Source organism: Megasphaera sp. UBA4382, from assembly GCF_002391155.1.
Lineage (GTDB): Bacteria > Bacillota > Negativicutes > Veillonellales > Megasphaeraceae > Megasphaera > Megasphaera hexanoica.
Genome location: NZ_DGRS01000040.1, coordinates 16,853 through 29,828, shown reverse-complemented (window position 1 = coordinate 29,828; position 12,976 = coordinate 16,853). Strand labels below are relative to the sequence as shown.

Genomic DNA, 12,976 nt, shown 5'->3' with positions numbered 1-12,976 from the left:
GCGTCTTTCAGATATTTCACGGCATCTTCAACGGGGATGATATCGGCCAGTTTGAAGAATGCCGACTGCATGATCATGTTGAACCGGCCGCCCAATCCGATGTCCTGGGCAATCTTGACAGCATTGATCGTGTAGAACTGGATATGTTTCTGTGCCAGGGTCCGTTTCATCGATGCCGGCAGGTTCTGTTCCAGTTCGGCTGCATCCCAGATGGTGTTCAGCAGGAACGTGCCGCCGTCTTTGATACCGGCCAGTACATCGTATTTGTGTACATACGTCTGCTGCGAGCACGATACGAAGTTGGCTTTATTGATCAGATAGGAAGACGTAATCGGTGTCTTGCCAAAGCGCAGGTGGGATACGGTGATACCGCCGGATTTCTTGGAGTCGTAGGCAAAGTATGCCTGGGCATACATGTTGGTGTGGTTGCCGATGATCTTGACAGCCGACTTGTTGGCGCCGACCGTACCATCACTGCCGAGGCCCCAGAACTTGCAGGCCGTCGTACCAGCCGGTGTCGTATCGATGTCCTTGGTGACCGGCAGGGACGTATTGGTCACGTCATCGGTAATGGCAACGGTGAAATGGTCTTTCGGCGTATCCTGTTTCAGGTTTTCGAAAACGCTGAGGATATGGGTCGGTGTCGTATCCTTGCCGCCGAGGCCGGCACGGCCGCCTACGATGAGCGGTGCGTTTTCTACGCCGCTGTAGGCCTGGGTGACATCGAGATAGAGCGGTTCTGCCAGGGAGCCCTGTTCCTTCGTGCGGTCCAGGACGGCGATCTTCCGGACCGTTTCCGGGATATATTTGAAGAAGTATTTGAGCGAGAACGGGCGATAGAGATGGACCGAAAGGAGTCCTGTCTTTTCTCCGTGAGCGTTGAGGTAATCCACCGTTTCCTTCGTCGCATCGCACAGGGAGCCCATGGCGATGATCATGCGGTCGGCATCAGGCGCACCGTAGTAGGTGAAGGGGTGGTATTCCCGGCCAGTCAGTTCCGATACTTTTTCCATGTATTCTTCTACGATGTCCGGCAGGGCCTGGTAATAACGGTTCTGTACTTCCTGCTGCTGGAAGTAGATATCGCTGTTTTCCAGGGAGCCTTTCAGCGTCGGATGGTCCGGGGACGAGCCGCGGTCGCGGAATTTCTTCAGGGCATCCTGGTCTACGAGTTTTGCCAGGTCGTCGTAATCCCAGGCTTCGATCTTCTGGATTTCATGGGATGTACGGAAGCCGTCGAAGAAGTTGAGGAACGGCACGCTGCCTTTAAGAGCCGCCAGATGAGCAACAGCAGCCAGGTCCATGACTTCCTGTACGCTGGCTTCGGCGAGCATGGCAAAGCCGGTCTGACGGCAGGCCATGACATCGCGCTGGTCACCGAAGATAGACATGGTATTGGTGGCCAGAGCGCGGGCTGCGACGTGGAAGACGCCCGGCAGGAGTTCACCGGCAATCTTGTACATATTCGGAATCATAAGCAGCAGGCCCTGGGAAGCCGTATAAGTCGTGGTCAGGGCACCGGACACGAGAGACCCGTGTACAGCACCGGCAGCGCCGCCTTCGGCCTGCATTTCCTGGATTTTAACAACCTGGCCGAACATGTTCTTGACGCCCTGGGTTGCCCATTCATCCATTTTTTCTGCCATAGTCGAGCTCGGCGTAATCGGATAAATGGCTGCTACATCGGTAAATACATAGGACACATAGGCGGCAGCCGTGTTGCCGTCCATGGTCATCATTTTCTTACCCATCATAAAAACCCCCATTCTCAAATTACTAATAAATGTAGAACTTAGTTCAAGTATAGTATATCCACTGGGAAAGTTCAATATAAAGGTTTGTACCTTGCACAATAGATATCGCATTGCAACATCTATGCATACTGGTTATATATACATATAGCTAATTTGTATAGTTAAACGTTTAAAATACCGGTATACTGGTATTTCTCGTGTAGGGATACATAAAAAATATACAAGCTCTTAAAAGCCAAAAAACGGTCACATTAAGCCAAACGTGCTTAATGTGACCGCTCATGTGTCGAGTTGGAGGTTTGTGTTTTCTATAGGATTTAAAATGTAAGCTCATCACCCATGCAGGTCTTCTGCGACATCGACAGACCCTGTCACTTTTTCTGGAAGGATAAACGACAAGGCAATGGCGACGCCGACCGGCACGATCCATCCCAGTCCACTCGTACCCAGGGGCAGATACGAAAGCATCTGGCCGGCCATTTCCAGATGGGCAAACTGATGGAGAATGTCAATGACGGCACAGACAGCCGCCGCTGCGACAGCCAGACGCATGCCAATACGGGAAAGGCTGACAAATTTATTGACGATAATCAGAAGGACGACCGTAATCGCCATAGGATACACAAACAGCAGGAGCGGCAATGTCACCTGAATAATCTGGTTCAGCCCCAGATTGGCTGCTGCAAAGCTGAATAGTGTAATAATCGTGACATACGCCTTATAAGATAACCGGGGAAACTCGCTGGCAAAAAATTCTGACACAGCGGCAATGAGGCCGACCGACGTAGTAAAACAAGTAATGGCGACCATGACCGCCAGGAACCAGACGCCTACAGGGCCGAACACGCTGTAGGAAGCCTGGGTCAGCACATACGCCCCAAGGTTGACTGCCGGATTCTGATACACCGATTCCGGAATAGGAAAATGATTTCCCAGAAGCCCCAGCCCCAGATAAAGGGCCGCCATAAGGATAGCAACCGAAGCTCCTGCCGCCCACACACTGATATAATATTCACGCTGGGAGGAAAATCCCATCTGACGCAGTGTCTGCAGGGCAATGATACAAAAAGCAAAAGCAGCAATCGTATCGACTGTATTATACCCTTCTATAAAACCACTGCCAAAAGCAGAAATGGCATAATTTCCGGCCGGTGCGGTCAGTTCTGTCGTCGTAAAAGCAGAAAGGCCCAGCACAAAGAGCGCAACAATCATAACGGCAAAGAGAGGCGTCAGTATCTTGCCAATGCGGGAGAGAAGTTTTGATGGCGTAATAGAAAGCCACCAGGCCAGAGCAAAATACAATGCCGTATATACCGCCAGCTGCAGCGTGCCATCACCGGCCAGAGGCAGAATGCCCACAGAAAAAGAGGTAGCTGCCGTACGGGGAATAGCCATCAGTGGTCCGATAGCCAGATAAATGAGAGTCAGCAGCACCAGGGAAAACAATGGAGATATCTTTTTATTCATTTCCGCACGGAAACCGCCGGGGTTGAACGTCCCCATGATGAGGGACACGACGGGCATGCCGACACCGGAAATAATAAACCCGATAATTGCCGGCCAGAATAAAGGCCCGGCCTGAAATCCAAGGGACGGGGGGAATATCAGATTACCTGCCCCAAAGGTCATGCCAAAAATCAGCAGACCAATCTGCATACCTTTTTTTACCATTTTATAATAGCTCCTTCATGAATTTACCGAAAAACGTTACAAATTACGACACACTCAGTATATACCGTAAATTGTAAACAGGAAAATAGTCGATTTTTATCATAATCTATTTATAATTTCTATACTTTAAAATAAACCGGCTATTATTTGGCACATCAATAATGCCACGATGAAAAAAGGAGAAAACGGAAATAATCAAAGAATTAAGACAATCGGTTATTTCCATTTTTCTCATGGTATTTTCTATATGTATTTTTTATATCCAATATGCGTTTTTATAATACCTATTAGTATCCTGACACGAGACAATTCGCCTGTACGGGCAAATTTCCGATGCCGATTCTCTCTTCTAGCTCAGCCTCTCTTCCATAGCATCGACTGTTTGTCCGGAAAAATTCACATGCAGTCTGCAGAATCAGCAGGGCAAAACAGATGCTTTATGATATAATGGTTTGAAAAGACATGAGAAAGAAGTTGAATAGGATGAAAATAATTGACGCCCATTTCCATTTTGCTGATTTTCCCGGTTTTAATGAACTGGCCATCGCCGCCGGTCATGAAAACACGGCAGAACATCTGGAAAAAGAATACAAACGCCTAGGCATCATCTGCGGTATCGTCATGGGTAATAAAACGTTGTCATTAGAGGGACATCACTATCCGTCCTTTATGCGTTATTGCATCGGTCTGGACCGCTTTGCCATTGAAGAAGATCACGAAAGACAGTTATCGCTCGTTGAAGCACACCTGAAACGCTCCGACTGTGTCGGCCTTAAACTGTATCCGGGATATAACCACTTTTATGTCTATGATAAAAAAATGGACCCGTTTTTTGCACTGGCTGCCAAATACCATAAACCCGTCGCAATCCACACGGGCCTCACGGCGACAAATGACGCTCTTTTAAAATACAGCCATCCCTTTACACTGGACGAGGCGGCTGTCCGTCATCCCGATGTACAGCTCGTCATGTGCCACATCGGCAATCCGCTGCTGGAAAGTGCCATTGCCGTATTGGAAAAGAACCAGAACGTCGCCGTCGATCTTTCCGGCCTTCTGGAAGGACGAATCGGCGATATGGACCGTTTCCTGAAGGAAAATCACTGGTACATCGATACGCTCAAAGGCTGGCTCGTCTATCTTCATGCCTGGGACCGCGTACTTTTCGGTACAGACTGGCCCCTGCCCAACCTGGATGAATACATCACCCTTACCAAAGCCATCGTACCGGAACCGTACTGGGAAAACGTATTCTGGAAAAATGCCGCCCGTATCTATCATCTCGAACAATTCATCGACTGAGAACTACCTGTTGTACTCACCCCATAAAAAAGGGCATAGCATGACGGTTTCTGCCATCACGCTATGTCCTTTCGTATATCTATCCGTGTATCTGTTCGTTCTTATAAGCTCTTTGCAGCCTTTACGATATCGTCAGCGGTAAGACCATATTTCTTGAGCAGGTCTGCGGGAGATCCCGATTCGCCAAACGTATCCTGGATGCCGACAAAGGCTTGTTTTGTCGGGCAGTTTCTGGCCAGAGTTTCTGCAACGGCCGAACCGAGACCACCCATGACGGTCGCTTCTTCTGCCGTAACGACTTTGCCTGTCTTCCTGGCTACATCAATGATAAGCTGTTCATCGAGCGGTTTAATCGTATGGATATTGACAACTGTCGCCTGGATGCCTTCCTTAGCCAATGTTTCTGCCGCTTCCAGCGCCTTGCCAACCATGATGCCCGTTGCAATGATGGCTACATCGCTGCCATCGCGCAGGACTTCACCTTTTCCCCACTGGAATTTGTAATCATCACCGTGGATGTCATCGACGGTAGCACGGCCGAGGCGGATATATACAGGGCCGACGTATTCTACAGCGGCTTTGACTGCTTCTTCCGCTTCTTTGGCATCGGCCGGATTGATGACCGTCATGTTCGGCAGCGTCCGCATGAGGGAAATATCCTCTATGGCCTGATGGGTACCGCCATCTTCCCCGACAGTAAGACCGGCATGGGTAGCACAGATTTTAACGTTCAGATTCGGGTAGCAGATGGAATTGCGGATGATTTCAAATGCCCGGCCCGTAGCAAATACTGCAAAGGTACTGGCAATAGGAATCCGGCCGGCGGCAGCAAATCCAGCAGCCGTCCCCATCAGATCCTGTTCGGAAATCCCCATATCAAAATACCGTTCCGGAGCAACGGTCTTAAAATTATTCGATTTTGTCGCAGCGCCCAAATCGGCTTCCAGGACGACGACTTTCGGGTTTTTGTAGATTTCAGTCTTGAGAATATTGCCATATGCGGCACGAGTAGCTGTCCCCATTATGCTTCGCCTCCCAGTTCGTTTAATGCCTGCGCACACTGTTCCTGATTCGGAGCCTTACCGTGCCAGCCAACCTGATTTTCCATGAACGATACGCCTTTGCCCTTAATGGTTTCGGCAATGATTGCCGTCGGACGGCCTTTCGTTTCTTTTGCCAGGGTAATAGCAGCCCGGATGGAATCATAGTCATGGCCGTCAATAGCGATGACATTCCAGCCGAATGCACGGAATTTGGCATCAATCGGATTGACATTCATGACTTCATCGTTGCTGCCATCGATCTGCAGCCCGTTGTGGTTGACGAAGAGTGTCAGATTGTCCAGCTTATACTGGGCCGAAGACATGGCGGCTTCCCAGATCATACCTTCCTGGATTTCCCCGTCGCCACACATGACATAGACGCGCCAGTCCGCCTGGTCCAGTTTGGCTGTCAGAGCCATGCCATTAGCTGCAGAAAGGCCCTGTCCCAAAGAACCGGTAGACATATCTACGCCGGGAGTATGTTTCATATCAGGATGCCCCTGGAGCATGGCGCCGCACTTGCGCAGATGCCACAGTTCTTCTTCCGGGAAATATCCCCGTTCTACCAGTGTCCCATATAAGGCAGGTGCACAATGGCCTTCTGAAAGGACAAACCGGTCCCGGTCTGCCATTTTCGGATTTTTAGGATCGATGTGCATGACTTCGAAATAGAGGACCTGTAACATATCTGTAATAGAAAGAGATCCGCCGGGATGACCCGAGCCGGCTTCTGTCAGCATCTTGACGATGTTTTTGCGCACATGGCACGCATGCTGCGCCAGTTCTTCATTTTTCATATGAATTACTCTCCTATCGTAAATATAATAGTAGCTGTATATATTATTCTATCATCAAACGGCTATCAGGGCTAGTATAAATCATTGTTTTATCTATACTGTCCATCAATGGATTTCCAATATGACGCCGTCCTGGAAATCATCGGCTTCGGGAGCTTCATCTCCCCCAAGCATGATACAGCCCGGCCGGTCAGGCACATCCGAAGCTTTGAAACAAAGCGTGCAGTGTCCCAGTTCTTCCATAGTCTGATTGACGCTGTCCCCTACGGCGGTCACATCATATACTTTTTCTCCCAAAAGGACCGTATCGCCCGGCCCGATAGGTGCCAGCAGTTTTTGTGACTGGTGCAGGACGGCTATTTCTGCCAGTTCTGCCGGTACGGTTTCATCGAAAAGAATGATGAATGGCACATCTTCTTTTAAAAAGTGAAGCGCATCACTGCCAACATGCGTTATAACGCTGTGATATTTCAAGTAAGTTCCTCCCTGGTATGAATATCTTAGTCCTGTAAAACAGACATTTCATTATAGCCCACTTCAGAATCTAATACAAGCCGATACTGGCTGCATAAGCAATCAGAACGGAAAGCGGGCCCGTAATGACCCGTGAATAAAGAACAGCCGGCACCCCCAGTTCAATCGTGTCGGGATCGGCTTCTCCCAGACTGAGGCCGACGGGCACAAAATCTGCCCCTACCTGGGCATCAATGGCAAACAATGCTGGCAGTGCATATTGCACGGGGATGTTGCCCAGTGCGATCTGAGCCCCGACGAGTGTCCCCACCACCTGGGCAATGACGGCACCGGGTCCAAGAATCGGGGAAATAAAAGGGATGGCACAGATAAAGGAAATGACCAGCATCCCCGGCAGTGTACCGGCGACGGGGGAAATCGTATTGGCAATGACCGTTCCGATTCCGCTGGCATTGATGATGCCCAGGATCATGCTGACAAAGGCCATGAACGGCAGGATATTTTTGATGACCACATCGATGGTTTCCCTGCCGGCAGCGTAAAATTTATTGACAATCTGACCGATGCTGATTCCGATACGGGTGATGATATTCCGCTTCTGACCTGCCCGGGCCGCATCAATTTTCCGCTTCAGATCTTCTCTCTTGTGGACGGCATCGACATCTTCCGTACGGAGCAGGGCCGCCTGAACCGACGATTCATCGGCATAATCCAGATTTGTTTCCTTGACATCCGATACATACAGTTCCGGTGTCATGAATCGTGCCAATGCTCCTGATTTTCCGACAGGAAGGACATTGATAGTCAGGATATTTTTGCGGGGATAGACACCGCATCTCGCCGTGCCACCGCAGTCGATGACGACGGCCAGTATTTCACTTTCCGGTATGGCATGGGAAAATCCATCTACGGCTTCGCCACCACACATATCGGCAATTTTGACAGCCAGAGGATGAATCCCTCCCCCGGTAATGCTGACGATTTTATGCTTTTCTTCTGTCGGTACCAGCGTCAGCGGGCCTCCCCAGCCGCCACTGCCACGGCGTACAATGACTGGTTTATACATGATCTGCCTCCTGTGTTTTCCGTCGTCCATCGCGTGCTTTCAAATACAGGTATATCTTTTCCGTAATCAGGCCGCGCAAAAAGATGATGATAATCCCGACCAGAAAATAGCGCACGGCCAGTTCGCCCAATTCATAGCCCAGGGCCTGTACACCGGCGGCAATTCCCATATAGACAAACAGTTCGCTGCCATTTGCGTGAGGAAACAGTCCTGTCACCGGATGAACAAAACTGACAGCCGCATCATAAAAGGCCGGTTTATACTTTTCTTCAACAAATTGCCCGAAGGTAAAACACATAGGACTGCCCATAAAGATAATAGCCAGGACCGGGACGACGGTATAACGGGTCAGCGTATATTTTGTCGCCTTTTTGGCCACGTGATAAAACCGTTCCTCCCCGATAATCTTGATTAATGAATTAACGGCCGTCATGAGGACGATGATCAACGGAATAATACCTGTGACAAAAGCCGTAAACGTGTCTCCGCCCGCCTTAAAAAGAGCCATAAATCCATTAGCTATAGCTGCTATCGTTTCCACTCACTGTTCCTCCTCTTCATGTATGAATGCTGCTATTCCTCTGGCGCAGGATTCATCGGTAATCAGTACATTTATAAATCCGCCACGCAACGCTCCCAGTACGGCTTTTATCTTGCTCCTGCCGCCGGCAATGGCAATGCGCCGTGGTACGTGCTTCAAATCCTGCAGCTGCAGTCCGGCCACTCGCTCATTATATGATTCATACGGTGCCGTCTGTCCATCATGGTCGAAATACTGCAGAGAAATATCCCCTACGGCACCAGCAGCAGAAAACGCTTCCAGTGTATGGATATCTACATAATTCAGGCGTACTGCCGTAGACCGGCTGCTATCCAGAGTGCCGATACCAAAAACGGCGGCTTCCAGGCGGTCGTATAAATCAAATACGGGACACACGGCCCTTTCTTTGCGGAACCCGGCCAGAACTGCCGGATCAGTAAAGATAGCCGGCGAATAGAGCTGCAGCCGCTCCCCGCCAAAACGCCGTGCAAATTCACCCGTGAGAAAATTGGCATGGGTTTCACTCCCTTCGCCGATACCTCCCACCAGGGGAACAAAGGTACAATGGACCGGTTCCAAATTCCCGCACTCTGCTTTTATCGTCTGCAGCAGTGTCCATCCCATAGAAATCCCAACGTAATCGCCGTTATGCAGCACCCGTGCCAGATAGGATAAAGCCGCACTTCCCAGGGCGCTGCAGCCAACTTCCGCTCCGCTCTGTGCTGGACTGTCACAAACCACGATGGCTTCTTTCAGGGAAAAAGCCTCTTCGAGCTGCCGTTCCAGTTGTCCATAGGCCGTAGCATCGGGATTGACTATTTCAATGCGTACAATGCCCAGTTCCCGTCCTGATTTCAGCATCCGCGATACCGATGGCCGGGATACGCCGAAGATGTCACAAATTTCCTGCTGACTCTTTTCCTGACGGTAATACAAATCACAACATTTATATATCAGACGTGGATCATCTACTAACTTTTTCATTTGTTCAATACCTTTCCAAATGTAAACGAAACAACTATATTATACGGATAAACGCCCGGTCTGTCCAGTCTTTTTTCTTCCCCTCTTGTCAGCGGCCGTCATGAAAGGTATAGTAAGTAAGGAACAGGAATACTAATTTTTTTGTGAAAGGACACACCATGTTATCTTATACTCTCATGACCTGTGATATGGATGGCACTCTTCTCAGTGACGATGCCACCATCTGTACGCGCAATATCCAGACAATACGCCAGGCTATCGGAGCAGGGCTTCATTTCGTTCCCTGCACGGGCCGGGGCTTTGAATCGTTGAATCATATCCAGGAAACACTGGGCATTTACCAAAAACCGGGAGAATATGTCATTTCCTATAACGGGGCCCTCATTACGGAAAACAGTCATAATGACATTCTCTATGAAGACGGGCTTCCCTGGGATATTGCCAGCGCTCTTTACGACTTTGGCGTAGCTCACCATATCACCATGCATATCTACCCCTATGGCAAGGTATATTTGTATAATTACGTTCCCTTTGAACGGGCATTCCTCGAAGGGCGCATGCCCAACATAGAAACATTTGAACCATCCCTCGATTTTCTCAAAGGGCAGACAGTCTATAAAATCGTCTATATGGATCCGGATCTTCCGACACTCAACCGATACCGACAGCAGCTCGGCTCTCTCCTCGACGACGTGACAGTCAGCTACTCCAGTGACCGGTACATCGAATTCAACCATAAAAACGTCACGAAAGGAACGGCCCTGCGGAAACTGGCAGGACTGCTTCATATTCCCATCAGCCAGACGCTGGCTATTGGCGATAATATCAACGACACGGAAATGCTGAAAGCCGCGTCTTTCAGCGTCGGCGTCCACAATCTGAACGAAGCCATCCGGCCGTACTGCAACGTCGTCACAGAAGCTACCAATAACGAAGGTGCCGTCGCAGAAGCCATCGAACGATTTATTTTGAAACAATAGCAAAAACGGAGCTTACCATGAAAAAAGTACCATCATGGCAAGCTCCGTTTTTTGTTCGGATTTTCTATATACATTATCATTGCAGGTCAAGGATCATTTCCACTGTCTCCAGCTCCACAGAGGCTGAAGATACAGATAGACCGCAGCAGCCAGACTGGATACGGGAGCCGATACAGCTGCCAGTGGTACCGCTGCGGCTATGCACCAGGGAATGAGGGCTGCACTGACAATGACCGTATCTTCCAAAGCCAGCATCATGTCTTCCTTATCCTGTACCAGGTCCTGACAGATTTGCTCAGTCAGGATGACGGCCAGCGTCTGGGCGCAGGAAACCATACTGATAAAAAAGGACACAATCCAGATGCATCCAAAGGGATTGAGCCATTTTTTCAGCACCATCACACCATGCCGGATTCCCAGGAGCAGTCCCGTACGTTCAAACAAACCGGCGTAGGTTGCCGACAGGCCAATAATGGCAATGGAAGGAAGCATCGACAATACGCCACCACCGTCGAGAAGCGCCGCCAGTGCCGGTTCGGGACAACGATATCCCGTAAGGAGCATAGGGAGGAGATCAGCCACCGCCATATGCTGGAGCGTCACGGTCAGGACAAAGGCGACGAAAATACTTAGTCCCATCGTTTTGCGCACATCCATCCGCAACAGGGAACACACAATAATCAGTATCGCCGGTATGAGCGTCAGCCAGTGCAGCTGGAACGATGAAGAAAATAAATGCCATACGTCCAGCCCCATCCCTGCACTGCTTCCGGAATGCCATCCTGCCAGTCCATAGATGACGCAGGACAGGACAAACGGTATTATAGCACGGCGTGCCATGAGCACGAGATTATGAAAGAAGTCCGTATGCGTCACGGCAGCTACCAAAAGGGCACTCGTCGAAAGGGGCGAACAGCGGTCGCCAAAAAAAGCCCCGCTCATGATGGCGCCCCCGGTCCATACCGGACTGGCTCCCAGGAAATTGGCTACAGACATACAGATGACCCCCATGGTAGCGGCCGTGCCAAATGCCGTCCCGGTGAGACAGGAAATACAGCAGTTCAGCACAAAGGTCATGACGAAGAACACTTCCGGCCGGATCATATTTCCTGCCAGCGATACAATCATGGGAATCGTACCACCGGCCCGCCAGACCGTCGTCAGCATGCCAATCAGTACCATAACCATCAGAATGGTACTGACCGTTTTCAAGCCGCGTAAGGAATTTTGCCACAACTCTCCGGCAGGGATATGACGCCATAGGCCATAGGAAAAAAAGAATATATATCCTGCCGCCAGTGCCCAGACAACAGAAAAATGAAATATTACACAAAAAATCAGGGATACTACAAATAGTCCCAGTACCAGCCACGCCACGTAAAACACCTTCTTCAGTAAAATCCCCCACGCCTCATGAATCTGATTTTTCTGAATCGCGTCGCAGCTTATCCAGGACCTGGGCTTTTAAATCCTGCACAGCTTCTTTCAGCCACGTCTCACGCTGTGTTTCATCACCCAAACATTCCAGCGCTTTTGGAATGGCCTTGCCAAAAAGGATCTGTTCCGTCTGATAACTGCGGTACACGCCGAGCTTGCAGGCATTGGCAAAATGTTCGCAATTATGAAACAGCAGGTCATATTTTTTATTGCCAATACAGGCCCTGGCAAAGGCAATGATTTCAGGGACCGGGCAAAGTTGTTCCTGTTCTTTCTCCGTATACTGCCGCACTTCAATGATGCCACCCTGACGAAACTCTTCCAGAGAAGTCGCCCTGATTTCCGTGTCCCACCAGTCAATGGGATTATAGTCATCATCTCCGGCAAAAGCGATGACTTCCTCATCGCTGACATAAATCCCGTGATGATAATACAATCCGCCCAGCCGGCGTACGCGTATATGATCTCCCTGCCGGGGAATCTGTATTTCCCAATGCTCCGGTGATCCATCATCGGTGAGCAGTGATACAATCGAATTCAAATCAATAGCCATAATGCCGTCTCCCTGCGTTTATGTTTTCTGGCATTATTCTACTATGATTTGTCCATTTTTCCAACTGTCTTTTTCACAGCTTCTGCCGGATCGGTAAGCCCGGGAACGGCCCCGGCAGAAACGGCCCAGATATATATACTGGCCACCGTACCATAAGGGGAATACCGTTTCTGATACCGGCAGAACAGGTCTTTGGTGATGTTCCGGTGCCGGTATATCATGCGCAGGCCCCGTAATATGGCAAGGTCCCCATAGCTCAGCACATCGGTCCGCTCCAGGCAATGAATGAGCAACATTTCCGCCGTCCATCGGCCAATACCCGGCAGCTGGCAAAGAGTCTGGCAAAACAGGTTATCCGGCATAGCTGATACGGT

General features: G+C 49.8%; 13 protein-coding genes. 2 read left to right on the top strand and 11 right to left on the bottom strand.

The window, feature by feature from the left end; translation table 11 throughout:
* On the bottom strand, positions 1-1,751 hold a 1,751-nt coding region (gene nifJ / locus B4H10_RS04580), incomplete at its 3' end, for a pyruvate:ferredoxin (flavodoxin) oxidoreductase (RefSeq protein ID WP_292018281.1).
* Positions 1,752-2,087: 336 nt separating this feature from the next.
* Complete coding sequence (gene brnQ / locus B4H10_RS04575; protein WP_113855654.1) at positions 2,088-3,425, bottom strand: branched-chain amino acid transport system II carrier protein; 1,338 nt, start codon at positions 3,423-3,425, stop codon at positions 2,088-2,090.
* Between the two features lie 483 nt (positions 3,426-3,908).
* On the opposite strand from brnQ, the gene B4H10_RS04570 reads away from it, so the two are divergent.
* Complete coding sequence (locus B4H10_RS04570) at positions 3,909-4,727, top strand: amidohydrolase family protein (protein WP_059075340.1); 819 nt, start codon at positions 3,909-3,911, stop codon at positions 4,725-4,727.
* Positions 4,728-4,828: 101 nt separating this feature from the next.
* On the opposite strand, the gene B4H10_RS04565 is transcribed toward B4H10_RS04570, so the two are convergent.
* The 6 genes from B4H10_RS04565 to B4H10_RS04540 form a co-directional block, all read right to left on the bottom strand.
* Positions 4,829-5,749 carry a transketolase family protein gene (locus B4H10_RS04565; protein WP_292018280.1) on the bottom strand — a complete coding sequence of 307 codons (921 nt, stop codon included), beginning with the start codon at positions 5,747-5,749 and terminating at the stop codon, positions 4,829-4,831.
* Positions 5,749-6,567 carry a transketolase gene (locus tag B4H10_RS04560; RefSeq protein ID WP_059075342.1) on the bottom strand — a complete coding sequence of 273 codons (819 nt, stop codon included), beginning with the start codon at positions 6,565-6,567 and terminating at the stop codon, positions 5,749-5,751. The genes B4H10_RS04565 and B4H10_RS04560 overlap by 1 nt, the downstream gene beginning before the upstream one ends.
* Before the next feature lie 105 nt (positions 6,568-6,672).
* Positions 6,673-7,041, bottom strand: a complete 369-nt coding sequence (locus B4H10_RS04555; protein ID WP_113855653.1) for a PTS glucitol/sorbitol transporter subunit IIA — start codon at positions 7,039-7,041, stop codon at positions 6,673-6,675.
* A gap of 70 nt (positions 7,042-7,111) precedes the next feature.
* Positions 7,112-8,107 (bottom strand): PTS glucitol/sorbitol transporter subunit IIB, encoded by a 996-nt coding sequence (gene srlE, locus B4H10_RS04550; RefSeq protein WP_059075344.1) that lies wholly within the window; start codon positions 8,105-8,107, stop codon positions 7,112-7,114.
* The gene (srlA, locus tag B4H10_RS04545) at positions 8,100-8,648 is read right to left on the bottom strand and encodes a PTS glucitol/sorbitol transporter subunit IIC (RefSeq protein ID WP_059075345.1); all 549 of its coding nucleotides are present in this window, start codon (positions 8,646-8,648) and stop codon (positions 8,100-8,102) included. Before srlA ends, srlE begins: the two co-directional genes overlap by 8 nt.
* On the bottom strand, positions 8,649-9,632 hold the full coding sequence (locus B4H10_RS04540; RefSeq protein ID WP_292018279.1) for a sugar-binding transcriptional regulator: 984 nt from the start codon (positions 9,630-9,632) through the stop codon (positions 8,649-8,651).
* Between the two features lie 158 nt (positions 9,633-9,790).
* On the opposite strand from B4H10_RS04540, the gene B4H10_RS04535 reads away from it, so the two are divergent.
* A complete protein-coding gene (locus B4H10_RS04535) occupies positions 9,791-10,612 on the top strand; it encodes a Cof-type HAD-IIB family hydrolase (protein WP_059075347.1) in 822 nt (273 codons plus the stop codon).
* Between the two features lie 93 nt (positions 10,613-10,705).
* Here the strand turns inward: B4H10_RS04535 and B4H10_RS04530 are convergent, their stop codons facing one another.
* The 3 genes from B4H10_RS04530 to B4H10_RS04520 are packed head-to-tail and all read right to left on the bottom strand — an operon-like array spanning position 10,706 to position 12,964.
* On the bottom strand, positions 10,706-11,998 hold the full coding sequence (locus tag B4H10_RS04530) for a Na+/H+ antiporter NhaC family protein (RefSeq protein WP_072235706.1): 1,293 nt from the start codon (positions 11,996-11,998) through the stop codon (positions 10,706-10,708).
* Between the two features lie 25 nt (positions 11,999-12,023).
* Positions 12,024-12,602: a lecithin retinol acyltransferase family protein gene (locus tag B4H10_RS04525; protein ID WP_292018278.1), complete on the bottom strand. Its 579-nt coding sequence runs from the start codon at positions 12,600-12,602 to the stop codon at positions 12,024-12,026.
* A gap of 41 nt (positions 12,603-12,643) precedes the next feature.
* A complete protein-coding gene (locus B4H10_RS04520; protein WP_292018277.1) occupies positions 12,644-12,964 on the bottom strand; it encodes a hypothetical protein in 321 nt (106 codons plus the stop codon).
* Positions 12,965-12,976: the final 12 nt, after the last annotated feature.

Bases quoted from the DNA above. Each gene is read 5' to 3' on its own strand.
- B4H10_RS04560 (WP_059075342.1), bottom strand. From the start codon at position 6,567: ATGAAAAATGAAGAACTGGCGCAGCATGCGTGCCATGTGCGCAAAAAC.
- srlE (WP_059075344.1), bottom strand. From the start codon at position 8,107: ATGTATAAACCAGTCATTGTACGCCGTGGCAGTGGCGGCTGGGGAGGC.
- B4H10_RS04540 (WP_292018279.1), bottom strand. From the start codon at position 9,632: ATGAAAAAGTTAGTAGATGATCCACGTCTGATATATAAATGTTGTGAT.
- B4H10_RS04565 (WP_292018280.1), bottom strand. From the start codon at position 5,749: ATGGGGACAGCTACTCGTGCCGCATATGGCAATATTCTCAAGACTGAA.
- brnQ (WP_113855654.1), bottom strand. From the start codon at position 3,425: ATGGTAAAAAAAGGTATGCAGATTGGTCTGCTGATTTTTGGCATGACC.
- B4H10_RS04570 (WP_059075340.1), top strand. From the start codon at position 3,909: ATGAAAATAATTGACGCCCATTTCCATTTTGCTGATTTTCCCGGTTTT.
- B4H10_RS04520 (WP_292018277.1), bottom strand. From the start codon at position 12,964: ATGCCGGATAACCTGTTTTGCCAGACTCTTTGCCAGCTGCCGGGTATT.
- B4H10_RS04525 (WP_292018278.1), bottom strand. From the start codon at position 12,602: ATGGCTATTGATTTGAATTCGATTGTATCACTGCTCACCGATGATGGA.
- B4H10_RS04535 (WP_059075347.1), top strand. From the start codon at position 9,791: ATGTTATCTTATACTCTCATGACCTGTGATATGGATGGCACTCTTCTC.